Source organism: Streptomyces sp. KPB2, assembly GCF_003950055.1.
In the GTDB taxonomy this organism is placed as follows: domain Bacteria; phylum Actinomycetota; class Actinomycetes; order Streptomycetales; family Streptomycetaceae; genus Streptomyces; species Streptomyces salinarius.
The window spans coordinates 456,925-482,409 of sequence record NZ_CP034353.1 but is presented as its reverse complement, the minus strand read 5'-3'; the positions used below and the strand labels follow the sequence as shown (position 1 = coordinate 482,409).

Sequence of the window (25,485 nt, the reverse complement as noted above, 5' to 3'; positions counted from 1 at the left end):
CTGGAAGAAAATGGAGCCCGAGTCCATGCCCCCACGTGCCGAAAGCTGGCCGCCTCTGAGCCCCGGGGAGCGCTCCGTGGCGATCGAGGTCCTCGTGCACGGCCCGCTGTCCCGCAGCGAGATCGCCCGGCGGCTCGGCCTCTCGCCCGGCAGCCTCACCCGGCTGACCAAGCCACTCACCGAGTCGGGGCTGCTGGTGGAGGTCCCGGAGGCGGGCGGGCCCGCCGAAGTGCGACAGGGCCGCCCCTCCCAGCCGCTCGACGTGGTCGCGGACTCCCGGTACTTCCTCGGCTTCAAGATCACACAGGACATGGTGTACGGCGTCGTCACCACCCTCAGGAGCGAGATCGTCGCCCGCCACGACCGCGCCCTGACCGGCCACGACCCCGACGAGGTCGTGGGTCTGCTGGCCGGTATGACCGCCGAGCTGTCGCGTGACCGGCCCGGCGTCGCCGGGATCGGCGTCGGCGTCGGCGGACTCGTCGAGGACCGGTCCGTCGTCGGCGAGTCGCCCTTCCTGGGGTGGCGGGGGGTGCCGCTGGCCGCACTGGTGCGGGAGCGCACGGGGCTGCCGGTCGTCGTGGAGAACGACACCGCCGCCTTCGTGGAGGCGGAGACCTGGTTCGGGGCGGGGCGCGGCCTGGACCGGTTCGTCGTCCTCACCATCGGCGCCGGGATCGGGTACGGACTCGTGCTCGGCGGCAGGCGGGTGCCGTACGCCGGGGACGAGGACCGCGGCTTCGGGCGCCACTGGATCCTCGACCCCCACGGCCCGCTCACGCCCGACGGCCGGCGCGGCAGCGCCGTCTCCCTGCTGACCATCCCCAACATCCGCTACCAGGTGCGGGCCGCCACCGGCCGCGACCGGACCTACGAGGAGATCCTCGCGGCCGCCGCGGCGGGGGAGCCCATGCCCGCGCGGGTCGTGACGGAGGCCGGGCGGGCGCTGGGCACCCTGGTGGCGCAGATCGCCAACTTCGTGATGCCGGAGAAGATTCTGCTCGCGGGGGAGGGCGTCGGGCTGATGAAGGTGGCCGGCGACGTGGTGGACGCGGCCGTCCGCGACAACCGGCACCCGAGGGCCGCGCCGGTCGGTCTGGAGACCAAGGTGTCCGACTTCCACGACTGGGCGCGCGGCGCCGCCGTGCTGGCGATCCAGGTGCTGGTGCTGGGGGCGGCGCAGGAATGAACATGCGGGGGTGAACGGGCGGCCCGTGTGCGGCAGGACACATCGGCGGGAACGAACTCGCCCGCAGGTCTTGACAGATGGCAAGATCGACGTGATCAGTAACACGGTCCGATATGTCCGCTTGGCTCGCGATTACTCACATCGTCTTCACGCCGGGCGCCGTATGCTTCACAGCATGTCCACCAGTGTTGAACCCTCCTCCGAGCGATCGGCTGCCGAGGTCAACGAGGAGATCCGGGCCCTGTGGCTCCGGTCGGGCGGGACACTGAGCGTCGAGCAGCGCGCGGAGTACCAGCGGCTCGTCATGGAGTGGGCCCACGCGGCCCCGGAGTCCGTGAAGGCCGCCTGACCGGCGCCCGCGGACTCCTCGCCCCCGGCCCGCCGGCAGCCGCGCGGCCGGCCCTCGTACCGGCCCGGGTCAGCCCCATGTCGCCGAGTACTGCCGTCGGTAGGCCTTGCGGTCCTGCTCCGTGCGGATCCACCGCGTCGCCACCAGCGCGACCAGGCTGCCCGCCACGACCAGCAGCCCCGGCCCGACGTTCCGGCGGTCCGTGAGCCGGGCCAACAGCGGCGTGCCGTCCGCGCCCGCCGCCGGGGCCGCCGCTCCCGCGGCGCCCGACGCCGAGGGCGCCGGCGTACCGGCCGCGGCACCCTCCCCGCCGGAGACGATCAACCGGACCCCGAGCGACTTCATGGCCTCCGGCAGCGGCTGGAAGAACGTCGTGCCGCCCTTGGCGCAGTCACCGCTGCCTCCCGACGTCACGCCGAGCGCGAGGCCCTCGGAGAACATCGGCCCGCCGCTGTCCCCCGGTTCGGCGCACACGTCCGTCTGGATGAGTCCCGTGACCGTGCCCTCCGGGTAGTTGACCGTCGCGTCCAGCGCCGTCACCCGGCCGGCCCGCAGTCCGCTGGTGCTTCCGCTGCGGAACACCCGCTGCCCCACCGCCGGTTCGCCCGTCCCGGTGATCCGCACGCCCTTGCCGTCGCCGACCGCCACCACGTCGGCGTCGTCTCCCGCCTTTCCACCCGCGTACTTCACCAGGGAGAAGTCGTCCCCGGGGAAGCTCCCGGCGACCGTTTCGCCGACCTGCCGGCCCCCCTCGCCGTCGCCGAACCAGACGGAACCCGTCGGCCCGCAGTGACCGGCGGTCAGGATGAAGTCGCTCGTGCCGTCCGTCACGTTGAACCCCGCCGAGCAGCGTCCCGCGGTGGACAGGATCGGCTCCGCCCCGTTCAGGCGGGTGGTGAACGTCCCCTCGACGCGCTCCATGCGGACGAACTCCCCGATCCCCGCGGCGACGCCCGTCAGCCGCGACCAGTCGGCCCCGGAGACCGTGCGGTCGCCGCGCACCACCACCTCGTTCGACCGGTAGTCCAGCGCCCACGCCGTACCGGGCACCCGGGGTGCCGCACGCAGCGTCGAGGCCGCCGACCTCAGCTCGGACATGCTGTGCCGCACCACCTTCGCCCGCGCACCGGCCCGCCGCACCGCGTCGGCCGAGGACTCGTCCGTGACCGCCACGACCGGCCGCCCGTCGGCGTCCACCCAGTGCCCCGCCGTACGGTCGCCGCCCAGCCCTGCCACGAGATCGGCGCCGGCGCCGGACGCGGTCCGCGCGAGGGTGTGCGGCGCGGCGGACGGACCGGGAGGTTCACTCGCCACCGCCCGGGTGACCATCGTCCCCCCGAGCAGCAGCCCGCCGACGGCCGCCAGCCGTGCCACTCGCCGGACGATGCGTCGTCGTGCGTGCCTCATGCGTGCGCTCCCGAACCCGACCGCGCGGCGTCGCCGCCGCGGGGGCCTCCGGACGTCGAGCACCCTCCTCCCATACGGCGGCGGACCGCGCGGTGTTCACCCCGCCCGCAGGCGGGTCCTATCTTAGGCCCATGACCAGCACCCCGCGGGACCAGTCCGGAGAACCCAATCCCCTGCACGCGCTCACCCTGGACGAGCTTCGCCGCCGTACGAGCATGAAGTGGCGTACCCACCCCGCGGACGTACTGCCGCTGTGGGTGGCCGAGATGGACGTGCCGCTCGCCCGGCCCGTCGTGCGCGCCGTCACCGAGGCCATGGAACTCGGCGACACTGGCTACCCCATTGGCACCGCCTACGCCGAGGCGCTGGCCGCCTTCGCCGGCAAGCGGTGGGGCTGGGACGACCTGGCCGTCGAGCGCACGGCGATCGTGCCCGACGTGATGCTCGGCGCCGTCGAGATGCTCAGGCTGGTCACGGACCCCGGCGACCCGGTGATCGTCAACCCGCCGGTGTACCCGCCGTTCTACGCCTTCGTCACCCACATGGACCGGCGCGTCGTCGAGGCACCGCTCGACCCCGGCCTGCGGATCGACCTCGGCGTGCTGGAGGAGACGTTCCGGCGCGCCGTCGCGGGCGGCGGCCGGGCCGCCTACCTGCTGTGCAGCCCGCACAACCCGACCGGCACCGTGCACACCGCCGACGAACTCGCGGCCGTCGCCGCCCTCGCCGAGCGCCACGGCGTCAGGGTCGTCGCCGACGAGATCCACGCACCCGTCGTCACCGCGCCCGACGCGCGGTTCGTGCCCTATCTGAGCGTGCCCGGCGCCGAGCGCGGCCTCGCGCTGATGTCGGCCTCCAAGGGCTGGAACCTGGCCGGCCTCAAGGCGGCCCTGGCCCTCGCGGGACCCGGCGCCGCCGCCGACCTGGCGCGGATGCCCGAGGAGGTCGGGCACGGACCCAGCCACATCGGCGTCCTCGCCCACACCGCCGCCCTGCGCGACGGCACCGCCTGGCTGGACGCGGTGCTCGCCGGGATCGACGGGAACCGGCGGCTGCTCACCGCCCTGCTCGCCGAGCGGCTGCCCGGGGTCGTCCACCGCCCCGGCGAGGCGACCTACCTCGCCTGGCTCGACTGCCGTGCCCTGGACCTCGGCGACGACCCCGCGGAGGTCTTCCTCGACCGGGGCCGGGTGGCCCTCAGCTCCGGTCTCCCCTTCGGCAGCGGCGGCGCGGGGCACGTACGGCTCAACCTGGCGACCTCGCCGGAGGTGCTCACGGAGGCGGTCGGGAGGATGGCGGCGGCCCTGAGGTGACGCGCGGCGCCGCCGGGCCGTACGGACCCGCCGGGGCCCGTCCGGGTACGGGTCTAGACTTCCGGATCATGGACGACGACGCGTCGCTGGAACGGCTCGGCACCGGCAAGTACCTGCTGGTCACGACCTACCGCAAGAACGGCACCCCGGTCGCCACCCCGGTGTGGGTGGTGCGGGACGGGGACGCGCTCGGGATCTGGACGGTGGCCGACTCCTGGAAGGTCAAACGCGTCCGCAACCGCGCCGACGTCCTGGTGGGCCCCTGCGACGTGCGTGGCAGGCCCACCGGCGAAGGGGTCCCGGGGACGGCGGAGATCTGCGACCCGGCCACCACGGCCCGCTACCGGAAGCTGCTGATCCGCAAGTATGGCGTCGTCGGCCTGCTCACCCTCCTCGGCAGCCGGCTGCGCCGGGGACTCGACGGCACCGTGGGAATCCGCATCACGCCGACGTCCGGACCGGTGGCCGACGACTGACCGGTGCTCAGGTCCAGGCGCGGTAGGGCTCGTCGACCAGCTGGAAGACCGGCTCGCCCCGCACCGGGTCCTTGGCCGTGGACAGCCGCACGCGGTCGCCGCTGTGGATACCGATGAGCGGACCCATCACCCGGCCGCGCAGCACGAAACCCTCGGCCATTTCTATGAGCGAGACGTTGCGCGCGGCAGGGGTGTTGCGGTGCACCACGGTGGCGTGGCGCACCGTCCCGGTGCCCTCGCTCCGTTCCGTCCGCAGCTCGCTGCCGCGGCAGACCGGACACAGCACCCGGTGGTACATGGCGGTGCCGCACCAGGTGCACCGCTGGTAGAAGACGGCCTCGGAGTCCGGGCCCCGGCCCTTGGCCTCCGGGTCGAGCAGGCCCGTCGCGGGGCCGGCTGCCTGCTGAGCGACGTTTCCTGAGTGGTACACGCTGGTCAACTCCCTGCGCTCGGGCCGGAATCCCGCGTGCGCGGTCGCCGGGCACGCGTGTGCGCGGCTCACCGTGCCGCCGTGCACGCACCTCAGCGTATGGCACTGAGTGTCACTCGTAAAGGCACTCGGTACCCCGGATTCAGAACGCGGACTCGATCTCCCGCAGGACCTGCCACAGGGGTGTCCCGCGCCGCGCGGCCACGACCACCACGTCCTCGGGCGAGTCGCCCCGGGGCGGCGCCACGGGTACGTCGCCGAACGCGGACTGCGCGTACGCCAGCGCGTGGTCGACCGCGGCGCCCGCGTCGTCGCGGCCGTCCGAACGCAGCCAGGACCGCAGGGCGTTGTTGTGCGCCGCGACCACCGCCGCCGCGATCACGTCGGCGCGCAGGATGCCGTCCGGGCGCCCGCCCAGCCGCCCGCGCAGATACTCGGCCAGCGCGCGCTCGTAGCGCCACACCACCGACAACTCGTAGGCGCGCAGCCCCGGGACCTTCTTCGTGAGGTGGTACCGCTGCACCGAGAACGCGGGGTTCTCGGCGTACATGCCGAGGACGAGCCGGGCCGCGTCGCAGACCCGCCGCACCGGGTCGGCGTCCTCGGGGGAGCGGGCCAGGAACGCCTTCATGTCCGTCAGGCACCGTTCGTGGTCGGGGAAGACCACGTCCTCCTTCGACGGGAAGTACCGGAAGAAGGACCGCCGTCCGACGCCGGCCAGGGCGACGATGTCGTCCACGGTGGTCTGCTCGTACCCCCGCTCGAGGAACAGCCGGAACGCCGCCGCGACCAGCGCGTCCCGCATCGGCGGCCGGACCTGTGCCGCATCCGTCCCGTCCCCGCGGCGGGGCGCCGCACTGCTGGTGCTCATGAAGGGGAACGTAGCAGCCCGGCGAGGTGGGTGGCACTCAGTGCAGTGAAAGGAGGGAACCGAGTGCACTCGTGTCCGCTCTTCGCCGATCGCATACGATCACTTCCGGTCAGCCCCGGAGGAGTTCCGTATGCCGTTCGCCCGCCCCCGCATCCTGTACGTCACCGACCTGGCCTACCGGGCACGCGGACGCCGGTACTGCGACGAGGACATCTTCCTGACCTCCCGGCTGCGGGAGGAGTTCGACCTGGCCCTGTGCCATCCCCGGGACGCCGCCGCGCTGCTGGACGGCTTCGACGCCGTCGTCGTGCGCAACAGCGGTCCGGTGCGGGAGTACAAGGCCGCCTACGACGCCTTCCGCGAGCGCGCGGCCGAGCGCGGAACACGTGTCTACAACCAGCTCACCGGCCGGGCGGACATGCTCGGCAAGCAGTACCTGCTCGACCTGACCGCGGCGGGATTCCCGGTCGTCCCCACCGTCGACCGCGCCGAGGACCTGCACCTGCTGCCCGTCGCGGACGAGTACGTCGTCAAGCCCAGGCTCGGCGCGGACTCGGCGGGGCTGCGGATCGTCCCGGCGGCGGGCGTGCCCCAGGCGCTGGGCGACGCCGCGGACCTGCTCGTCCAGCCGCGCGTCGACTTCGCCTACGAGGTCTCCTTCTACTTCGTCGACCACGACTACCAGTACGCCCTCCACGCGCCGCACCCCGACCGTCGCTGGCGGCTGGAGCCGTACGACGCCACCGTGGCCGACCTCGACTTCGCGCGGCGGTTCATCGAGTGGAACGGCGTCGACCACGGCATCCAGCGCGTCGACGCCTGCCGCGCACCCGGCGGTGAGCTGCTGCTGGTCGAACTGGAGGACCTCAATCCCTACCTGTCCCTGGACGCCCTCGACGAGCCCGTCCGCGACGCCTTCGTCACCGCCCTGCGCACGGCCCTGCGGCGCCTTCTCGCCACCTGAGCCGGCCGAGCCGCCCGTGCCGTCCCGGCGTGCCTAACATGGCCGCCATGGACGTGTTCCTGGACCGGCTCGACCCGGACATGTGCGTCGTCACGGCCGCCGCGCACGGGGAACGGGCCGGCTGCCTGGTCGGCTTCTCCTCGCAGTGCTCCATCCGGCCCGTGCGCTACGTCGTATGGATCTCCGACGTCAACCGGACCTTCCGCGTCGCACGGTCCGCCGACGTCCTCGCGGTCCATCTGCTCGCCCGCGACCGGCGCGAGACGGCGGAGCTGTTCGGTGGGCGCAGCGGCGACGACGTGGACAAGTTCCGGCGGGTCCACTGGCGGGAGGCGTACGGCGGGGCCGTCGTGCTGGAGGACGCCGAGGCGTGGTTCGTCGGCCGGGTCCTGGAGCGCGTCCCGGGGGGCGACCACACCGGTTTCGTCCTCGATCCGGTCGAGTGGGGCGGGCGCGAGAAGAGTGCCGGTGGTCCGCTGCTGCGGCTCGCCGACGCCCGCACCATCGCGCCGGGACACCCGGTCGACTGAGGCGGTCCGGCCCGTCAGCGTCCGGCGGTGCCCCGCTCGGCCAGTGCCTCGGTGACCGCCCGCACGCTGCGCGCGATGTGCTGCAACTGGAGGACCTCCGCCGCGTACAGCTTGATGGTGTGCTCGATGGCCGCCTCGTGCAGCCCGAGCCGCGGCAGGTCCGCGCGGGCGGTCTGCAGCGCGGTACGGGCCACCCGGATCTCGTGCTGCACCTGGATCTGCGCATGCCGGGCGAGCAGCACCGGGTGGCGGATCAGGGCCGGATAGCCGGAGTAGCGCGCCGGCACCAGCTCGCGCAGCCACCTGGTGGCCGAGCGTTCCCAGTCGTAGCTGCCGGGTGTCTTGACCTGGCAGGGCCAGTCCGGGCTGGTGCGCGTGGTCGTCAGGGGCATGATCATCGCTTCCGGGGGTGCGGCGTCGACGGGGTGGGCGACGGGTGGGGGGCGGCCCCGGTCCAGGGGACGACCGGGACCGCCGCGGGCGCTCGCGCAGGCGATGCCCGACCGGAACCCCCGGTGCGCCGGAGCGGGTAGGAGTCGGCGGCCGGGTGTTCGCGGCAGATGGGGACGCGCTCCGGGGCGGCCGGGGCGCGATCCGTGAGCAGTATTTATATATGCCATCCGCTTTGCAAGGCGTATGAAAACATTCATTTCCGCTTTGACCGGGGAAGCCCTCGTACGCACCGCCCGCTGCCGCCGCCGGGCGTCCCGGCGGGGCCGGCTCAGTCCCGCAGGAAGAACTGGTGCTGGTCGGCGACCTGCTCGTACTCCTCCAGCCGGGCCTGCGTCCGCTCGGGGTCGGCGTCCGTCATGGCCTGGAGCAGCGCCGCGCACATCACGCCCGGCGCCGCGTAGGAGTCGAAGACCAGCCGGGACCCCGTGCCCGTGGCGAAGGTGACGTCGGCCTCGTCCACGACGGGGCCGAGCGCCAGGTCGGTGATCAGCGCCACCTTCAGTCCGGCCCCGCGTGCCACCCGCACGGCGCCCAGCGTCTCGTGGGCGTGCCGGGGCATGGAGAAGGCCAGCACCCAGGTGCCGCCGGCCTCCCTGGACTGCAGCAGGGCGTCGTAGGCGACGGTGCCGCCCCGGGTGACCAGGCGTACGTCGGGATGGATCCGGCGGGCCGCGTAGGCGAAGTACTCGGCGAGCGAGACGGAGATGCGCAGCCCGAGGACGGTCAGGGGCGCGGAGGCGGCCAGCTTGCGGCCGACGTCGATCACCCGGTCGGCGTCGGCGAAGTCGCGCCGCAGGTTCTCCAGGTTCTCGATCTCGGCGTCCACGGCCGCCTGGAGTTCGTTGCCGCGGCTCTCCTCGGCCGCGAAAGTGCCCCGGCCGCCGAGCGCGATCGCCTGGAGCCGCTCCCGCAGCGCCGGGTAGCCGCTGAAGCCGACCGCCGAGGCGAACCGCGTCACCGAGGGCTGGCTCACGCCGACCCGGTCGGCCAGGTCGGTGATCGACAGGAACGCCGCCTCGGTGAGGTGGTCGATGAGGTACTGGGCGATGCGCCGCTGTCCCGGGGAGAGACGGGGCCGGTCGAACAGCGTCCTGAGCCGGGAGGTGGGGGAGATCTCCGACTCGGGGGCCGCCCGTCCGGACGTGATCGCCGACGCCTGTGCGCGTGCCTGCTGCGGCGATGGCACGGGTGCGTCTCCTGTGTCTCCCATGTCTCCCACGGAGGTCAACATAGCTCACCCCCCCGCGCCGGCCAGGGCGGACCACCGCACACGCGCCCCGCCCCGGACGGCAGCGCACCGCCCGGAGGAGGACCCCACCGTCCGGGAAGGGGGATAGCACCGCGTCGCCCGGGAACCCGCCGCGGCACAAGGACCCGCAGACACGGACGAGGAGCCGACGTCATGACCGTCCCGGAAGAGAACCGGCCGAAGACCGACACCACCGACGACGTTCTCGAGCAACCCGCACGCCGCCGCGAGGACGAGCCCCGCCCGCCCGGCGGCACCGGCCGGACCCTGCGCGAGGCCCTGGAGGAGGCGCACGTCCGCCCGGACGACTTCGACGAGAAGTGACCGCGTCGGACGTCGACGAGGAGTGACCGGTTCAGACGGACGTCGAAGGGAAGTGACCGCGTCGCACGTCGACGAGCAGTGACTGTTTCAGACGGGCGTCGACGAGCAGTGACCGTTTCAGACGGGCGTCGAGGGCGCCGGTCCCCGCGCGCCCGGGGGCGGGCCCGTCACCGCGTCCGCCGGTACCACCAGGTCGGCCCGGTGCCGGGTCGCGGCGACCAGGTCGGCGTTGCGCCGGTCGGGTCCCAGCGCCCACGCGGCGGCGTCGGCCGGTGACTTGCCGAAGCGCTCGTGCCGCGCCACGAGCCGCCGGACGCGCTCCGTCTCCTCCAGCGCGCAGAACCACACCTCGTCGAGCCGCGGCCGCACCCGCGCCCAGGCCCCGCTCTCCAGCAGCAGGTAGTTGCCCTCCGTCACGACGAGCCGGGCGGCCGGCGGCACCGGCAGGGCCCCGGCGATCGGCTGCTCCAGCACCCGCTCGAAACCGGGCGTGTACACGACGTCGCCGTCGGGCCCCGTGCCCTGCTCGCGCAACCGCGCCAGCAGCGCCGCGTACCCGGCGGCGTCGAAGGTGTCCGGCGCCCCCTTGCGGTCCCGGCGGCCCAGCCGGTCCAGTTCGGCGTCGGCCAGGTGGAAGCCGTCCATCGGCACGTGCGCCACCCAGGGCTCGCCCGCGCCGTTCAGCTCCCGCACCAGATTCCCGGCGAGCGTCGACTTTCCCGCCCCCGGAGGGCCCGCGATGCCCAGGATCGCGCGCCGTCCGTCCCGGGGCAGGCGGCGGGCACGGGCGAGCAGGTCCTCGAACGTCAGCGGCACATCCCACAGTGTGTCACCTGATCGGAGCCGCCCCGACGGGGAACTGTGGGGGGTATGACGACGCAGCTCGGACTTCCCGACGACATCCAGGCCTGCCTCTTCGACCTCGACGGGGTCGTCACCAGGACCGCGGTGGTGCACGCCGCCGCCTGGAAGGCGACCTTCGACGCCTTCCTGCGCGAGCGGGACGGCGCGGGCTTCCGTCCCTTCACCGACTCCGACTACGACCAGTACGTCGACGGCCGCCCCCGCGCCGACGGCGTCCGCTCCTTCCTCGCCTCGCGTGGCATCGAACTGCCCGAGGGCACCGCCGACGACCCCCCGGACGCACAGACGGTCAACGGCGTCGGCAACCGCAAGAACGAACTCCTCCTGGAGAAGATCCGCACCGACGGTGTGGAGGCCTACGAGGGCACGCTGCGCTACATCGACGCAGTCCGGGCCGCCGGCCTCGCCACCGCGATCGTCTCCTCCAGCGCCAACACCCGGGACGTGCTGCGCTCCATCGACGCCGAGCGGCTGTTCGACGTACGGATCGACGGCGTGGTGGCCCGGGAGCGGAAACTGCCCGGCAAACCACATCCCGACACCTTCCTGGCCGCCGCCCGCGACCTCGGCGTCGAGGCGTCCCGCGCCGCCGTCTTCGAGGACGCGCTGGCCGGCATGGACGCGGGCCGCTCCGGACACTTCGGCTACGTCGTCGGCGTCGACCGCGTGGGCCAGACCGACGCCCTGTACGCCCACGGCGCCGACCGCGTCGTCAAGGACCTCGCCGAGCTGGGGGGCCACGCGTGATCACCAACCGGACGTACACCGTGGAGCCCTGGCGGGTGCGCGAGACCGCCCTCAACCTCGACCTCCTCGCCCAGAGCGAGTCCGTGTTCGCGCTGTCCAACGGGCACGTCGGCTGGCGCGGCAACCTCGACGAGGGCGAACCGCACGGCCTGCCCGGCAGCTACCTCAACGGCGTCCACGAACTCCACCCGCTGCCCTACGCCGAAGCGGGCTACGGTTATCCGGAGTCGGGCCAGACCGTCATCAACGTCACAAACGGCAAGCTGCTGCGGCTGCTGGTCGACGACGAGCCCTTCGACCTGCGCTACGGGCGGCTCGGCAAGCACGAACGCACCCTGGACCTCAGGCGCGGTGTGCTGGAGCGCACCTGCGAGTGGACCTCCCCGGCGGGCACGACCGTCCGGGTGCGCTCCACCCGCCTGGTCTCGCTCACCCAGCGCGCCATCGCCGCCGTCGAGTACGAGGTCGAGCCCCTGGACGCTCGGACCCGGGTGGTCATCCAGTCGGAACTGGTCGCCAACGAGAGCCTGCCCTCCTCCGACGGCGACCCGCGGGCCGCCAAGGCCCTGCGGTCCCCGCTGGAGCCGGAGGAGGACCTGGCCATCGGGTCGCGGCTGCGGCTGGTCCACCGCACCCGGCGCAGCGGCCTCAGGGTCGCCGTCGCCGCCGACCACGTGGTCGACGCCCCCGGGGAGATCACCACCAGCAGCGAGAGCAACACGGACGTCTCCCGCCTGACCGTCACCTCGGTCCTGGACCCGGGACAGCGGCTGCGGGTGCAGAAGACCGTCGCCCACGGCTGGTCGGGCGCGCGCTCCCGCCCCGCGATGAGCGACCAGGTCGAGGCCGCGCTGGCCGCCGCCGCCCACGGCGGCTGGGACGGGCTCCTGGCCGAACAGCGGGACTATCTCGACGACTTCTGGGCCCGCGCGGACGTCGAGGTGCACGGGGACGAGGAGATCCAGCAGGCCGTCCGCTTCGCCCTGTTCCACGTGCTGCAGGCCGGGGCGCGCGCCGAGCAGCGCGCGATTCCGGCCAAGGGACTGACCGGTTCCGGATATGACGGTCACGCGTTCTGGGACACCGAGATGTTCGTGCTGCCCCTGCTGACCTACACCGCCCCCAAGGCCGTCGCGGAAGCGCTGCGCTGGCGCCAGGACACCCTGCCCGCCGCCCGGGACCGCGCCACCCAGCTCGGGCTGCGCGGCGCCGCGTTCCCGTGGCGGACCATCGACGGCTCGGAGGGCTCCGCGTACTGGCCCGCCGGCACGGCCGCCTTCCACGTGGCCGCCGACATCGCGCACGCCGCGGTGCGCTACACGGCGGCGACCGGCGACCTCGACTTCGAACGCGAGACCGCCCTGGAACTGCTGGTGGAGACGGCCCGGCTGTGGCGCTCACTGGGCCACCACGACCCCCACGGCGTCTTCCACATCGACGGCGTCACCGGTCCCGACGAGTACAGCGCCGTGGTCGACGACAACACGTACACCAACCTCATGGCACGCTCCAACCTCCTCGCCGCGGCCGACGTGTGCGAACGCCACCCCGAGGAGGCGGCCCGGCTGGGCGTGGACGAGGAGGAGAGCGCGACGTGGCGGGACGCCGCCGAGGCCGTGCACATCCCGTACAACGAGGAGATCGGCGTCCACGAGCAGCAGGCCGGCTTCACCCGCCACCAGCGCTGGGACTTCGCGAACACGGGTGCCGACCAGTACCCGCTGATGCTGCACTTCCCCTACTTCGACATCTACCGCAAACAGGTGATCAAGCAGTCGGACCTCGTGCTGGCCATGTACACCTGCGGCAGCTGGTTCGACGCCCACTGCGACGAGGAGCAGATGGCGGCCAACTTCGCCTACTACGAGCCGCTGACCGTACGGGACTCCTCCCTGTCCGCGTGCTGCCAGGCCGTCGTCGCCGCGCAGACGGGACATCTGCGGCTGGCCTACGACTACGCGACCGAGGCCGCGCTGATGGACCTGGCGGACCTGGAGCACAACACCCGCGACGGACTGCACATCGCCTCGCTGGCCGGCACCTGGATGGCGCTGGTCGCCGGCTTCGGCGGCACCCGGCGGGACGGCGACGGCCTGCGCTTCACGCCGCGCCTGCCCGAGAAGTTCAGCCGCCTCGCCTTCCGGCTCCAGTTCCGCGGCCGGTGCCTGCGGGTGGAGATCGGCCCCGACCGGGCCTCGTACTCGCTGCTGGCCGGACCGCCGCTGACGATCCATCACCACGGCACCGAGGTGCGGGTGGACGGGGACGAGCCCGTCACCCTCGGCATTTCCGCGCCGAAGTGGCGGCCCACGCCCGAGCAGCCCCCGCACCGCCGCCCGGGCGTCGCCGACCGGCCGGGGCCCGGCGAGGAATGAGAGTGCGCGACTGGCCGAGTTCTGCCCTGCATGTCCGGGACGCGCGGGTTAGTTTGACCATGTTTTCCGGGAATCCGGGCTCCCGCCACGGGCGGCAGGAGGTGAGAAACGAGCGGCCCCGCGACGAGCGGGGGTGAGGGGTGCACGATGGCCGACGGCGTGAACGCCATTCTCGTCGACGGACGCGGTGGCGAGGCGGCGAAGGCCTCCCGCACCCCGTGGCGGCCGCGCGGCGACGCGCCGGTCGCGGTGGTGGCCGGTGTCTTCACCCTGGCCCAACTGCTGCTCGTCCACCCCTCGATGGGGCTCGGCTGGGACGAGATCGTCTACACCAGCCAGGTCACCACCCACCACCCCGCCGCCTTCTTCAGCGCGCCCCGCGCCCGCGGCGTCTCCCTGCTGGTGGCGCCGGTGGCCTCCTGGTCGGCCTCCACCGAACTGCTGCGCGTCTACCTCGCCGTGCTCTCCGGCCTGGGGCTGTACCTCGCCCTGCGCGCCTGGAAGGGCCTGTTCCCGTCCCGGGTCCTCGCCACGGCCGGCGCGTTCTTCGCCACCCTGTGGGTGACCCTCTTCTACGGCCCGCAGGCCATGCCCAACTACTGGGTCGCGATCGGCGCCCTGATCACCGTGGGCTGCCTCCTGCGGGCCCTCGGCGCCCCCGGACCCCGGCGGGCGCGCTCCGCCCGGGGCGCGCTGTGGGGAGTCGCCGCCGGGGCCCTGCTGATGGCGCTGATGCGGCCCACCGACGCCGTCTGGGTGAGCGTCCCCCTGCTGGTCCTGCTCCTCGTCCGGCGCCACTGGCCGCTGCTGCTCGCCCTCGCGGGCGGTCTGGCGGTCGGGGGAGGGGAGTGGGCGGTGGAGGCGTACGCCTGGTACGGAGGGCTCGGGGAGCGGCTCCAGAGGGCCTCCGAGATCCAGGGCGGCCTCGGCTGGAACATCGCCGTCGACGACCAGATGCGCAGCCTGGGCGGGCGGGGCCTGTGCCGCCCGTGCACCGGGGACATGCCGCACCCGGTGGTCACCCTGTGGTGGCTGCTCCTCCCGGCCGTCGCGATCCTCGGCGCGGTCGTCGCGGTCCGGGCCCGGCGCGCCACCGCGACGCTGGTACCCCTGGCCTGCGCCGTCACCGCCGCGGTGCCGTACCTGTTCCTGATCGGCTACGCGGCGCCCCGCTTCCTCCAGCCCGCCTACGCCCTGCTCGCCCTCCCGGTCGCCGACGCGCTGTGGCACCTGGCCAGGACCGGACGCGACCGGTGGCGGCCGGTGGCCGCGACGCTGGTCGCGCTCGCGGTGGCCGGGCATCTGGCGGTCCAGCTCTCGGTCCTCGTGGGCACCGTGAACGGCAACGTCGACAGCCGCGAGGACTGGGCCCGCGTCGCCGACGAACTGCACCGGCTCGGCGTCCGCCCGCCCTGCCTGCTCACCGGGCACGAGTCCATCCCGATCGGCTACTACACCGGCTGCTCCTCCGGCTCCACCGGCGGCAACAACGAGAACACCACCGCCGCCGAGATCGTGGACACCGCCCGGCGGATCCCGGTCGCCGCCCTCACCGGCCCGGGCGGCACCCCGCCCGCCTACGCCCGCGACTGGGACCCCCACCACATCACCGACCTGGAGATCCGCGTCGCGCCCCCGGGTTAGAGATCGCGTATCGGGAAACGCGAACCGGACAGCGAGACCACCGAGCGGACGCGAGCGCGAGAGGGAGGCAGCGATGGGCACGGACCCGATGGCCGACGACGCCTACCAGCCCACCGGCACCAACGAGGAGCAGGAGGACGCCGCGCCCCTCGACCTCCAGGACGCCGTCGACGAGCGGACCTACGACGACACGCTCGACGAGGGCTACTCCCCGCCGGAGAAGCCCCTGGGCGTGACCAAGCACGGCACCACCGCCGCCGAGCAGCACGAGGGCGAGACCCTCGACGAACGGCTGGCCGAGGAGGTGCCCGACGTATCGGCCCCCGACGGGGACGGCGTGGGCGACGAACCCGGGGGCGAGGGCGAACCGGTCGACCCGGAAGCGGGCACCGACCGTTCCGGCCGCCTGGTCGCCCCCGACGAGGGCGTACGCACCGACACGACCAAGGAGACGGTCGCGCAGGACGTCGGCATCGACGGCGGCGCCGCGGGCGCCGAGGAGGCCGCGGTGCACGTGGTGGAGGACGAGACGGAGCTGCCGGAGTAGTCCCGGACACCCCCCGGACCGAGCCGGGAGCCCCGGCCGGACGCACAGTCCGGCCGGGGCTCCCGGCGGTCAGGGCAGCAGCTTGTCGAGGGCCGAGGGGCCCTCCTCGGCCAGCTTGCGCCTGGCCCACTCCAGGTTCTGCGGGGTGATGTCCCGGCCGGCCGCCAGGACGAGGTCCTCCGGGGACACCTCCGTGCCGGTGCGGGCGTGGAGCAGGTCGTCCGGAGTGGCGCGGTCGTCCCCCGCGCGGGCTTCGGAGGGTCGGGAGGCGTCGGGCTGTGACGTCGACATGATCAGTGCTCCTCGGATCCGGATCGCTGCTTCGGTGCCGTGCTGTTGTTCGGTCCCGAATATCCCGATAACACCATTCAATGCGGAAGCGGCCCGCGCATCCCGAGCGCCGGCGGCGCGGGAGTGAGCACGAGCATGGTCACGTCGTCCTGCACGTCCGGGCAGAACCGCACGAGGTCCGCCCAGACCAGGTCCGGGAGCGCGGCGGACTCCTCGCCCGCGAGGCCGCCGAGCCGCTCCGCCAGCGGATAGAAGGCGCCGCTGTCGTCCCTCGCCTCGACCACGCCGTCCGAGGCGAGGAAGAGCCGGTCGCCGGGGCGCAGCGACACCGTGCACGCCTCGATCGCCCCGGCGTCCGCGAGGCCGAGCCCGAGCGGCGTCCACGGCGACACCTGAAGCTCCGTGGCGTCCGCGCCCCGCAGCAGCAGGGGCGGCGGGTTCCCGCACACCACGACCCGCACCTCCAGGGCGTCGGCGGAGAACTCCAGCAGCGCGGCCGTCGCGAACAGCTCGGCGTGCCGCGCGTCCGCCGAGTCCACCAGCAGCCTGCGGTCCAGCCGCCCCGCCACCGACGCCAGGTCCGGCTGGTCGAGCACCGCCTCCCGGAACGCCCCCAGCAGCGAGGCCACCGTCGCCACCGCCGACAGACCGTGCCCCTGCACGTCCCCCGTCACGACCCGTACGCCGAAGGGGCCGTCCCGGACGTCGAAGAAGTCGCCCCCGACCAGCGTCCCGCGCTGCGCCGCCCGGTACAGCCCCGTGCAGCGCACCGCACCCACCCGCTCCGGCAGCGGAGGAGCGACGGCGCGCTGCGCGGCCTCGGCGACCGTGCGCTCCAGACCCAGCTGTGCGTCCCGGCGGCTGCGCACGAAGGACACGAAGACGCTGAGCACGGCGACGAAGACGATGGTCAGCAGGTCGGCGTCGCCCGGCCGGTCGAGCCCGAGCGCCGGGATGTGCAGCAGCGCGATCACCACACCGCCCAGCACGGCGGTCGCCAGCGGGCCGTACGACAGGACGGCCAGCGGCGGGATGGCGCCCAGCAGGAAGCCGATCTCCAGCGGTTCGTGACTGAGCAGGGTGGCCGCGCAGATCACCACGACGAGGGCCGGCGGGAGCACCCGGACCCAGCGGGGCGGCGGCGCCCCGCTCAGCCAGCTCCGCCGGTCCTCGCCCCGACGCGGTGACAGGGCGGGCACCTTTCGCACACCACCACGCTCCTACGCCGGAGCACGGCGCGCACGCGGGGAGCGGCCCCCCCGCGCGTCTAGAGGGCGCCGAGCGTCAGCCGGAACCCGGTGGGCGCCGTGTCCTGGATGTACGAGGCGAAGTCGGCCACGTCGTCGAAGGCGAAGCCGTACGCCCTGCCGTCCTCGGTGGCGGCGTGCACCGCCTTGGCGTAGTGGTTGGTCAGCGCGGTCCGGTAGAACGTCGCCGGGTCGGTCGTGGGCTGGTCGGCCGAGGAGACCAGCGTGGAGCGGTTGAAGCCCGCACCGAGGACCGCGGCGACGGGGCCGGTGGTGCCGTCGTTGGGCGCGGCGAGGTTGCCGTCGCAGAACAGCACGTCCCGGGTGGACGGCTTGGCGAAGGACACCTGGGCGGGACCGTCGAAGGTCAGCCGGTCCCCGCGCACCCGCCCGGTGAAGGTCCCCGCGTTCGTGGTGATCCTCAGGTCCTTGCCGGTGTACGTGCTCCACACCTCGTCGATGTACGGGGCGAGGTAGTCCTTGGGGAACAGACCGGCGTCCAGCCCGTGGCCGGGGGCGATCACGCGGAGGTCGTCCACGACCAGCGGCGCGAACTCCTCCACCTTCCGCACCGCGTCGAAGACGGCCGCCCGGCCGCCCGGGCGTATGGTGCCGGTCGTCCGGTCCTCGGCGCCGGTCAGCCGGATGCTCAGCGGCACACTGAACATGTCGACCATGGTGGTGTTGCAGAACATCCCGGAGGAGTTGTACGTGAACTCCGCGCAGTCGTGCAGCACCCCGTGGTTGGGGTCGGACTCGACCCAGCCCGCCGGGTACTGCAGTGCGGGGTTGCCCGCACCGTCGGCGACGACCTTGAACTTCAGCTTCTCGCCGAGGGACACGTAGATCCGGCCGGAGAGGTGGGGCAGGTTCAGCCTGGTCTCGCCGCTGCCGGCGAGGCCGATCGCGTAGTCGGTGTAGCCGTCGGCGCCGTTGTCGGAGAGGGCAACGGGGGCGACGGCGCCGTCGGGGGTGACCCGCACCTGGCGGCCGTCCACGTTGCCGACGATGTACACGTGCACGTCGGCGTTGCCGAAGGAGCCGGTGTCGTTGACGATCGTCAGCGGCAGGGCGCCGGCCGCCCCGGCCTTCGGCGCGGCGTCGTCCGAGCCGACTTCCGCGAGGGCGTGCGGGGCGACGGCAGCGGCGACGGGGGCGGCCACCACCATGCCGCCGAGGGCGACCAGAAGCTTGCGGCGGGCGAGCGGACGCTGGTGACGAGGGGTCATGTGGGGGGTCTCCAGAGTGATCGGGGCATGGCGGCGGGAGAGTCCTGAGAGCGCTCTCACGGCGTGCGCCGATGCTAGGCGGCGGCCACGGCCCGGCCAACCACCTCCGACGGTGCTCAAAGGCGTTGTCCCAGATGGGAGTTGGGGCGGGTGCGAGGTGCGGAGGAACGCTTAACCGCCGTTTAAGGCCCGTTTAATCCACGCCCCCACGGTTCAGTCCACGCCCCCCCACCGTCCGCGTCGGAAAAGCTGTGGCCGTACCCGCCCGGCGGCCACTAGTGTGTGCCCGACGCCCTGAGACACACGGAAGGAGGGCAGAGCCGTGCAGTTCACCTCATCCTCGCGCTCCCTCCCCGTAGTCCCGGCGTACCTCGACTGACCGGGAGCGCACCACACCTGCACCTCCCGGAGGAACCGTGACCGATCTGGTCATCCGCGCGCTCGACGCGAGCGACGCCCATCTCTTCGACACCCTGCCCGACCCGTTGGACGCCCGTGAGGGCCACCGGCGCACCCGACACCGCCCCGACTGGAAGCGGGTCGCCCTGCGCGACGGAACCGTCGTCGCCCGGGCCGCCTGGTGGGGCGGCCCCGACGACACCGAACCCGTCACCGTCAACTGGTTCGACGTGGCCGAGGGCGAGGAGGAAGCCGGAGCCGAACTCCTGCGCACCGCGCCCTGGCAGGTCGAACTCGAACTCAACCCGCCCGGCACCTGGCGCGAGGACCCCGCCGTGCGCGCCGCCACCGAGGCACGCTTCACCGCCGCGCGGGCGGCCGGTTACGACCTCCTGGTCGAACGCTTCCTGTACCGGTGGACACCGCAGTGCGGGCTCCCCGAGCGGCCCGGCCGCCTGGACTTCCGCCCGGAGCCCGACGACGCGGTGTTCTTCGACGCGCTGCGCCGCATCCACTCCGTCACCCTGGACGCCCACGCGCTAATGGACATCGCGGAGGGCGGGCTCGACCAAGCCGCGCAGTCGGAGCTGGACTTCTTCCACTGGTGCCCGTCGCCGCGGGAGTGGTGGCAGCTGGCGTACACCTCGCGGGGCGAACTCGCGGGCATCCACATCCCCGCGCACAACCCGTCCGGTCCGTGCATCGGTTTCATCGGCGTCCTGCCGGAACACCGCGGGCGCGGATACGCCTACGACCTGCTGGCCGAGTGCACCCACTTCCTGGTCGAACGGGGCGCGGAGTTCGTCTCCGCGGCGACGGACCGGGGGAACCATCCCATGGCCGCCAACTTCGCCAAGGCCGGCTACCCGGTCGTGCGGGAACGGATCAACTTCCGTCCCGCGGCGGCCGTGCGCTGACCGGATCGGACCGGATCCGGATCGTGCCGGACCGGGCCGGAGCGACTCCGGCCCGGTCCGGGTGGCGGATGGCATGCTGGCCCCGCACGGATGATCACCAGCGCGGGTCCGGCGGAGGCGACATGGGGTTCGAGGGCGAGACCTGGCACGTGCGGGGCGTGCCGGACACCGGGGAGGACGGGGGAGCCGGCACGGAGATCGGGGAGATCCTGATCGAGGACGCCGACTTCCCCTGGCTGTCGGGGCGTTTCCGCGCCGGCCCGGCCTTCGACGCCGTCCGGGGCCTGTTCGCCCGCGAACTCGCCCTCGCGGAACGGGACGGAGCCGGGCACCGGGCGGAGTGGGAGACGGTCTGCGCCGAGATCGGACGGCGGGTGCGGCTGGTGTCGCCCGACGGTCCGGTCGCCGAGTTCCTGCTGCACATCGACGGCGACCGGGCCTGGTTCCGGTGGAGCGACGCGCCCTTCGAGCGGGAGGGGGCCGACCGCTGAGCCCGGTCAGTCCCGGTCGGTCAGCAGGGCCTCGGCCTCGGCGAGGATCTCGGTGACCCGCAGGCCGAACGCGGCGTCGCACGGATGCGGGCGCCCACCGCCGGCTGCGGCGAGCAGCGCGTCCGCGGCCCGCCGCAGGGCCGGCACCGGACCTTCCGTCGTCTCCGGGAGCAGCGTCACGCCGGCCCGGCCGCGCAGTTCCACCGTGGCACCCGCCGCGGCGGGCGGCGCCGTCAGGCTGAGCGTGAGCGTGCTGGACGCCCCGCCCACGTGGTCGAGCACCAGATGGACGGTGTCCCCGGGGCCCGGCGCGGCCGCCGCCACCCGCCGGGCGTCACCGAGGACCGGCAGCAGCACGGACAGGGCGTGCGGCCCCACGTCCCACAGGGCGCCCTTCTCCCGCCGCCAGGGCGAGTCGGCGAACGGGCTGTCGCCGTCGCCGAACACGGCACCGAGCCACTGTGCCCGGGCCGTGAACCAGCCGTCCCCGGTGGCCTGTTCGGTGATCCACGCCTCGGTCCCGGGCTGGAAGCGGGTGGTGAAGAAGACCACCGAGGCGACGCCCGCCGCGCGCACCGCCTCCACCACCGCCCGCCCCTGCGCCACCGTCGGCGCGAGCGGCTTGTCGAGCAGCAGATGCCGCCCGGCCCGCGCCGCGCGCACCGCCAGGTCGGCCTGCACGGCCGGGGGCAGCGCGACGGCGACGGCCTCCACGTCGGCCAGCAGGGCGTCGACGTCGTCGTAGGCGCGCGTGCCGTGCCGCTGCGCCACTGCCTTCGCGGCGTCCGGGCGACGCCCCCACACCCCCACGAAGTCCAGCCCGTCGTGCCCGGCCAGCGCGGGGGCGTGCGCCATGTCCGCCCAGGGGCCGGTGCCGAGCAGTCCGATGCGCATCCCGTCGCCTCTCCGCAGTGCCGGACCCCGGTACGGGCCCGCCGATGTTCCTCCAGGACGGCCGATGCGTGACACCCGGCCGCCGCCGAGCGTGCCACACCGACGGGGTGCGCGAACAGGGCGGACGGTGCGAGCGGGTGGGAGGACGGTGCGCCGGGCAGCGGGGCGGCGGCACGTGGGAGGGCGTGCCGAACCCCGGTTCGGCGGCCCGACGCGCACGAGACCGGTAATCCTGCCGATCCCCCCGGCCGCCCCGCCCGTCGACAGTGGCACCGCCAACTCATCGGCGAAGCCCGTCCGGCGGGTGTCCCGGGACGCGACCCCACGCGTTCCGGGCCGTGTGCGACCACCGGCCGGCCGCTCGCCACGACCGAGAGGACCACTCCTCGTGCAGCAGAACCCCCACGCCCACGCCGCCCCCGAGGTCTCACGCCCCGCCTTCCGCGGCACCCGGCGGCGACTCGCCGGCGTGACGGCCGCCGTGGCCGCGGTCTTCGCGCTCGGCACCCTCACCGGCCCGGGGGCCCAGGCCGCCGACAACCCGTACGAGCGCGGCCCGGCACCCAGCGAGTCGAGCATCGAGGCGCTGCGCGGCCCCTACTCCGTGGCCGACACCCGCGTTTCCTCGCTCTCCGTCACCGGCTTCGGCGGCGGCACCATCTACTACCCGACCAGCACGAGCGACGGCACGTTCGGCGCCGTCGCGATCGCGCCCGGATTCACCGCGTACCAGTCCTCCATGGCCTGGCTCGGACCGCGGCTGGCCTCCCAGGGCTTCGTCGTGTTCACCATCGACACCAACACCACGCTGGACCAGCCCGACTCACGCGGCCGCCAACTGCTGGCCGCCCTGGACTACCTCACCGAGCGCAGCTCCGTCCGCGGCCGGATCGACAGCAGCCGCCTCGGCGTGATGGGCCACTCCATGGGCGGCGGAGGCACCCTGGAGGCCGCCAAGTCCCGGCCGTCCCTCCAGGCGGCGATCCCCCTCACGCCCTGGAACCTGGACAAGAGCTGGCCCGAGGTCAGCACCCCGACGCTGATCGTGGGGGCCGACGGCGACACGATCGCCCCCGTGGCCACCCACGCCGAGCCGTTCTACTCCAGCCTGCCCTCCGCGACCGACCGGGCCTACCTGGAGCTGAACAGCGCGACCCACTTCTCGCCCAACACGTCCAACACGACGATCGCGAAGTACAGCATTTCCTGGCTCAAGCGGTTCATCGACAACGACACCCGCTACGAGCAGTTCCTGTGCCCGCTGCCCCGGCCGAGCCTGACGATCGAGGAGTACCGGGGCAACTGCCCGCACGGCTCCTGACCCCGGACCGCTGTGCCGGCGCACGACCGGGACCGGGGCCGGTTGGGCGCCGGCACAGCGCTTCCGCGGCCCGCCCGGGCGCACCACCGCAGGTGACGGCGCCGATGCCCGGGCGGCCACGGGCGGACCGGCGCCTTCCGCCTCGGGTTACGCGCGCGTAACCTCCCGGGAATGACCGGAGAGACGACCGTACGCACGGCCGTGCGGATCCACGGCCACGGCGCGCAACGCAGGGCCCTGCGCGCCCTGTTGGACGGGCTGCCCGCTCACGGCGGCCGGCTGCTGCTGGCCGGCGAACCCGGACTGGGCCGGACCGCTCTGCTCCAGTGGGCCGCCCGCTCCTTCCGGGCGGGGCCCGTACTCCACCTCGGCCCGGACCCGGAGGCGACCGCGACCGCGGGGCATCTGCTCGACACCCTGCGGGCGGCGGCCGACGGGGCGCCCCTGCTCGTGTGCGTGGACGACGCGCACCTGTGGGACGCCCCGGCCCGCAGCGCGCTCGGCCGCGCGGCGGAGCACCTGGACAGCGCCGGGCGGGTCGGCCTGCTCCTGTCCGCCGCCTCGGACCGCGCCGTCGACCCGGCCCTCGCCCGCCTGCCCGTCGTCCGCCTGGATCCGCTGGCACCGCCGCGGGCCGCCGCCCTGCTCGACGACGTGACCGACGGCGCCGCCGCCCCGGCCGTCCGGGAGCGGCTCCTGGCCGAGGCGGAGGGCAACCCGGCCCTTCTCCTCGCCATGACGCGCAGGCTGTCACCGGCGGAGCTGCGCGGACACCGCCCCCTGCCCGGTCCGCCGGCCGACGCCGCGACCCTCGTCGAGGTCGCGGGCGGCGCTGAGGCCGCCCCGTCCGCCCGGGCGCGTGACATGCTCCTGACGGTGGCGGCGGCCGTACGGGCCTCGGACGGGCCGGACGTCGACGCCGGCCTCGTCCGTGACGCGCTGCGGCGCCTGCGGCCGGCACGGGAATCCGGCGCGCGTCCGGAACCGCTGCCCGCGCAGCTCGCCCGGGCCGGCGACCGGCTCCGCTTCCACAGCCCGCTGGTGCGCCGCACGGTGTACGCCATCGGCGCGCCGGACCGGCGCCGCGCCGTGCACGGGGCGTTGGCCGAGGTGCTGGAGAGCGGCGGCGACCGGCTCCCGGGACTGCTGCACCGGTCCTGGTCCCTGAGCGGTCCGGCGCGGGACCCCGCCCGGGCGGACCGGCTCGCGGCGGTGGCGGCCGACGGCACGGTGCCGTCCTCGTACCGGCTGCGCGCGACGGCGTACGCCCGCGCCGCCGAACTGACCGCCGACTCGGCGGGACGGGCGGAGCGGTACACCGCCGCGGCCGAGCAGGCCCTGCTCGCGGGGCGGCCCGAACAGGCCCGGCCGCTGCTGGCCGCGGCCCGGGACCGCGCCGCACCCGCCGCCGTACGGGGACGGGCCGAGCTGGTGCGCGGGCTCGTGGAACTCGGGGACGGCCCGGTCGGCGACGCCCATCAGTCCCTGTCGCTGGCGGCCTCCCTGCTGGCCGAGGCCGCGCCCGCCGAGGCCGCGACCGCCGCTCTGGCCGCCGCCGACGCCGCCTGGGCCGCGGGCGACCTGCCCGCGTGTCTGGCCACGCTCGCCCCGGAACCGGCTCCCCGCACCGGGGGCGCGGCCTCGCTCCGGCGGCCGCACGGGCCCACCACCGTGGCGGCCGTCATGCACCACCACCGCGTCGGCATGCGGGCGCTGCTCGAAGGGCGGCTCGACCGGGCCGGTGCACCGCTCGGGCAGGTGGTGGAGCGGGGCAGGACCGAGGACCGGCCCGAGCCGCTGTTGCGGTCGGCGGCGGCCGCGCTGCTGCTCGGCGACGTGGACGCGGCCCGCCGCGCCGGCGCCCGGGCCCTGGCCGCCGTCCGGCAGCTCGGGTCCCAGTCGCTGGAGCCCCGGGCGCTGGAGTACCTCGCCTACGCCGAACTGCGTGCGGGCCGGCACCCGCAGGCCCGCACCCACGCGGAGGAGGGGCTGCGCACCGCACTGCGCGCCGGGCAGCGCAACACGGCGGCGCACCACCGGGCCGTGCTCGCCCTCGCGGCGTCGATCGAAGAGGAGCCGGACGCCGTCGCCCGCCACGTCGCGGAGGCCCTGGAGACGGCCCGGCGGCACGGGCTCGCCCAGGCGGCCACCCTCGCCCAGTGGGCGGCGGCCCGCGCCGACCTCGGCCGGGGGCGCCCCTTCGACGCCGCGGACCGGCTGGGTCTGCTGGTCCTCCCGGGGCCGGGGCGGGGCCACTTCGCGGTGTGGCGGCTGGCCGTGCCCTGCTTCGTGGAGGCCGCGGTGCCGGCCGGACGCCACGAGGAAGCCCGTGAGGTCCTCACCGACTTCGCGGGCTGGGCGGCGTTCGGCGCCGACCCGCAGGCAGCCGCCCAACTGGCCCGCTGCCGGGCCCTCCTCGCACCGCCCGACCGCGCCGACGACCTCTACCGCCAGGCGCTCGCCCGCCACGACGAGGCGGGCGGCGACTTCGAACGGGCCCGCACCGCGCTGCTGTACGGCAAGTGGCTGCGCCGGCGGCGCAGACCGCGCGAGGCCCGCGACCGGCTCGGCGCCGCGCTGGCCGGCTTCGAACGCTGCGGCGCCGGCGTCTGGGCCGCCCAGGCACGCGACGAACTGCGCGCCCTCGGGGCGGCCCCGCACGCCACCGGCACACCGACCCCGCTGGGCCGTCTGACCCCGCAGCAACTGCGCATCGCGCGGTACGTCGCCGAGGGCGCCACCAACCGCGAGGTCGCGCTGGCCCTCGGCGTGAGCACCCGCACCGTCGACTACCACCTCCGCAAGGTGTTCGCCGCACTCGGCATCCGGTCCCGGCTGGAGCTGGCCCGTGTCGTCGGGCAGGCGGAACAGGGCCGAGCGGCCCGGCGGACGGCCGCGCACCAGGAAAAGACCGGTGCACGACCCTAGGGACCGACCGGACGGTATGTCATCCTTCGGGGCAGG

25 protein-coding genes are annotated in these 25,485 nt (G+C 74.4%); 15 read left to right on the top strand and 10 right to left on the bottom strand.

Annotation, left to right across the window (positions count from 1 at the left end; all coding sequences use genetic code 11):
• The first annotated feature begins 25 nt into the window (after positions 1–25).
• Both D1J63_RS02175 and D1J63_RS02170 read left to right on the top strand, forming a co-directional pair.
• The gene (locus D1J63_RS02175) at positions 26–1,189 is read left to right on the top strand and encodes an ROK family transcriptional regulator (RefSeq protein ID WP_125627470.1); all 1,164 of its coding nucleotides are present in this window, start codon (positions 26–28) and stop codon (positions 1,187–1,189) included.
• A gap of 163 nt (positions 1,190–1,352) precedes the next feature.
• The gene (locus tag D1J63_RS02170; protein ID WP_125627469.1) at positions 1,353–1,538 is read left to right on the top strand and encodes a hypothetical protein; all 186 of its coding nucleotides are present in this window, start codon (positions 1,353–1,355) and stop codon (positions 1,536–1,538) included.
• A 69-nt stretch (positions 1,539–1,607) separates the two neighbouring features.
• On the opposite strand, the gene D1J63_RS02165 is transcribed toward D1J63_RS02170, so the two are convergent.
• Positions 1,608–2,945, bottom strand: a complete 1,338-nt coding sequence (locus D1J63_RS02165) for a S1 family peptidase (RefSeq protein WP_125627468.1) — start codon at positions 2,943–2,945, stop codon at positions 1,608–1,610.
• A 131-nt stretch (positions 2,946–3,076) separates the two neighbouring features.
• Between D1J63_RS02165 and D1J63_RS02160 the strand changes: the two genes are divergently transcribed.
• Together D1J63_RS02160 and D1J63_RS02155 are read left to right on the top strand one after the other, a co-directional pair.
• Positions 3,077–4,258: an aminotransferase class I/II-fold pyridoxal phosphate-dependent enzyme gene (locus tag D1J63_RS02160; RefSeq protein WP_125627467.1), complete on the top strand. Its 1,182-nt coding sequence runs from the start codon at positions 3,077–3,079 to the stop codon at positions 4,256–4,258.
• Positions 4,259–4,326: 68 nt separating this feature from the next.
• Positions 4,327–4,734: a PPOX class F420-dependent oxidoreductase gene (locus tag D1J63_RS02155; protein ID WP_125627466.1), complete on the top strand. Its 408-nt coding sequence runs from the start codon at positions 4,327–4,329 to the stop codon at positions 4,732–4,734.
• A gap of 7 nt (positions 4,735–4,741) precedes the next feature.
• Here the strand turns inward: D1J63_RS02155 and D1J63_RS02150 are convergent, their stop codons facing one another.
• Both D1J63_RS02150 and D1J63_RS02145 read right to left on the bottom strand, forming a co-directional pair.
• Entirely contained in the window at positions 4,742–5,164 is a 423-nt protein-coding gene (locus tag D1J63_RS02150) for a zinc ribbon domain-containing protein (protein WP_102927520.1), read from the bottom strand.
• A gap of 142 nt (positions 5,165–5,306) precedes the next feature.
• Positions 5,307–6,035, bottom strand: a complete 729-nt coding sequence (locus D1J63_RS02145) for a TetR family transcriptional regulator (protein WP_125627465.1) — start codon at positions 6,033–6,035, stop codon at positions 5,307–5,309.
• 130 nt (positions 6,036–6,165) lie between these two features.
• Between D1J63_RS02145 and D1J63_RS02140 the strand changes: the two genes are divergently transcribed.
• Both D1J63_RS02140 and D1J63_RS02135 read left to right on the top strand, forming a co-directional pair.
• Complete coding sequence (locus D1J63_RS02140) at positions 6,166–6,999, top strand: hypothetical protein (protein ID WP_125627464.1); 834 nt, start codon at positions 6,166–6,168, stop codon at positions 6,997–6,999.
• A 38-nt stretch (positions 7,000–7,037) separates the two neighbouring features.
• Positions 7,038–7,529 carry a flavin reductase family protein gene (locus D1J63_RS02135; RefSeq protein WP_125635122.1) on the top strand — a complete coding sequence of 164 codons (492 nt, stop codon included), beginning with the start codon at positions 7,038–7,040 and terminating at the stop codon, positions 7,527–7,529.
• Positions 7,530–7,543: 14 nt separating this feature from the next.
• On the opposite strand, the gene D1J63_RS02130 is transcribed toward D1J63_RS02135, so the two are convergent.
• Positions 7,544–7,927 (bottom strand): hypothetical protein, encoded by a 384-nt coding sequence (locus D1J63_RS02130; protein WP_197924704.1) that lies wholly within the window; start codon positions 7,925–7,927, stop codon positions 7,544–7,546.
• 323 nt (positions 7,928–8,250) lie between these two features.
• Complete coding sequence (locus tag D1J63_RS02125; protein WP_102927518.1) at positions 8,251–9,192, bottom strand: MurR/RpiR family transcriptional regulator; 942 nt, start codon at positions 9,190–9,192, stop codon at positions 8,251–8,253.
• Positions 9,193–9,384: 192 nt separating this feature from the next.
• On the opposite strand from D1J63_RS02125, the gene D1J63_RS36640 reads away from it, so the two are divergent.
• A complete protein-coding gene (locus D1J63_RS36640; protein WP_164416401.1) occupies positions 9,385–9,555 on the top strand; it encodes a hypothetical protein in 171 nt (56 codons plus the stop codon).
• 117 nt (positions 9,556–9,672) lie between these two features.
• Here the strand turns inward: D1J63_RS36640 and D1J63_RS02120 are convergent, their stop codons facing one another.
• A complete protein-coding gene (locus D1J63_RS02120) occupies positions 9,673–10,371 on the bottom strand; it encodes a nucleoside/nucleotide kinase family protein (protein ID WP_125627462.1) in 699 nt (232 codons plus the stop codon).
• Positions 10,372–10,425: 54 nt separating this feature from the next.
• On the opposite strand from D1J63_RS02120, the gene D1J63_RS02115 reads away from it, so the two are divergent.
• The 4 genes from D1J63_RS02115 to D1J63_RS02100 all read left to right on the top strand — a co-directional run bounded on the left by D1J63_RS02115 (position 10,426) and on the right by D1J63_RS02100 (position 15,732).
• Positions 10,426–11,166 (top strand): beta-phosphoglucomutase family hydrolase, encoded by a 741-nt coding sequence (locus D1J63_RS02115; protein WP_102927516.1) that lies wholly within the window; start codon positions 10,426–10,428, stop codon positions 11,164–11,166.
• A complete protein-coding gene (locus tag D1J63_RS02110) occupies positions 11,163–13,541 on the top strand; it encodes a glycosyl hydrolase family 65 protein (RefSeq protein ID WP_125627461.1) in 2,379 nt (792 codons plus the stop codon). The genes D1J63_RS02115 and D1J63_RS02110 overlap by 4 nt, the downstream gene beginning before the upstream one ends.
• Positions 13,542–13,688: 147 nt before the next feature.
• Positions 13,689–15,185 carry a hypothetical protein gene (locus D1J63_RS02105; protein WP_125627460.1) on the top strand — a complete coding sequence of 499 codons (1,497 nt, stop codon included), beginning with the start codon at positions 13,689–13,691 and terminating at the stop codon, positions 15,183–15,185.
• Between the two features lie 73 nt (positions 15,186–15,258).
• Positions 15,259–15,732 (top strand): DUF5709 domain-containing protein, encoded by a 474-nt coding sequence (locus tag D1J63_RS02100; protein ID WP_125627459.1) that lies wholly within the window; start codon positions 15,259–15,261, stop codon positions 15,730–15,732.
• 69 nt (positions 15,733–15,801) lie between these two features.
• Here the strand turns inward: D1J63_RS02100 and D1J63_RS02095 are convergent, their stop codons facing one another.
• The 3 genes from D1J63_RS02095 to D1J63_RS02085 all read right to left on the bottom strand — a co-directional run bounded on the left by D1J63_RS02095 (position 15,802) and on the right by D1J63_RS02085 (position 18,499).
• Positions 15,802–16,023 carry a hypothetical protein gene (locus tag D1J63_RS02095; protein ID WP_102928430.1) on the bottom strand — a complete coding sequence of 74 codons (222 nt, stop codon included), beginning with the start codon at positions 16,021–16,023 and terminating at the stop codon, positions 15,802–15,804.
• Positions 16,024–16,100: 77 nt separating this feature from the next.
• Positions 16,101–17,231: a PP2C family protein-serine/threonine phosphatase gene (locus D1J63_RS02090; protein ID WP_125627458.1), complete on the bottom strand. Its 1,131-nt coding sequence runs from the start codon at positions 17,229–17,231 to the stop codon at positions 16,101–16,103.
• A gap of 59 nt (positions 17,232–17,290) precedes the next feature.
• Positions 17,291–18,499 (bottom strand): glycoside hydrolase family 64 protein, encoded by a 1,209-nt coding sequence (locus D1J63_RS02085; protein ID WP_125627457.1) that lies wholly within the window; start codon positions 18,497–18,499, stop codon positions 17,291–17,293.
• Between the two features lie 416 nt (positions 18,500–18,915).
• Here D1J63_RS02085 and D1J63_RS02080 point away from each other — a divergent pair, with 416 nt between their 5' ends.
• Both D1J63_RS02080 and D1J63_RS02075 read left to right on the top strand, forming a co-directional pair.
• Entirely contained in the window at positions 18,916–19,815 is a 900-nt protein-coding gene (locus D1J63_RS02080) for a GNAT family N-acetyltransferase (RefSeq protein ID WP_125627456.1), read from the top strand.
• Positions 19,816–19,937: 122 nt separating this feature from the next.
• Entirely contained in the window at positions 19,938–20,306 is a 369-nt protein-coding gene (locus tag D1J63_RS02075; RefSeq protein WP_125627455.1) for a hypothetical protein, read from the top strand.
• 6 nt (positions 20,307–20,312) lie between these two features.
• On the opposite strand, the gene D1J63_RS02070 is transcribed toward D1J63_RS02075, so the two are convergent.
• Complete coding sequence (locus tag D1J63_RS02070) at positions 20,313–21,200, bottom strand: Gfo/Idh/MocA family oxidoreductase (RefSeq protein WP_125627454.1); 888 nt, start codon at positions 21,198–21,200, stop codon at positions 20,313–20,315.
• 388 nt (positions 21,201–21,588) lie between these two features.
• On the opposite strand from D1J63_RS02070, the gene D1J63_RS02065 reads away from it, so the two are divergent.
• Positions 21,589–22,521 carry a dienelactone hydrolase family protein gene (locus D1J63_RS02065; RefSeq protein WP_125627453.1) on the top strand — a complete coding sequence of 311 codons (933 nt, stop codon included), beginning with the start codon at positions 21,589–21,591 and terminating at the stop codon, positions 22,519–22,521.
• A gap of 171 nt (positions 22,522–22,692) precedes the next feature.
• Positions 22,693–25,449: a helix-turn-helix transcriptional regulator gene (locus D1J63_RS02060; RefSeq protein WP_125627452.1), complete on the top strand. Its 2,757-nt coding sequence runs from the start codon at positions 22,693–22,695 to the stop codon at positions 25,447–25,449.
• The last annotated feature ends 36 nt before the right edge of the window (positions 25,450–25,485 follow it).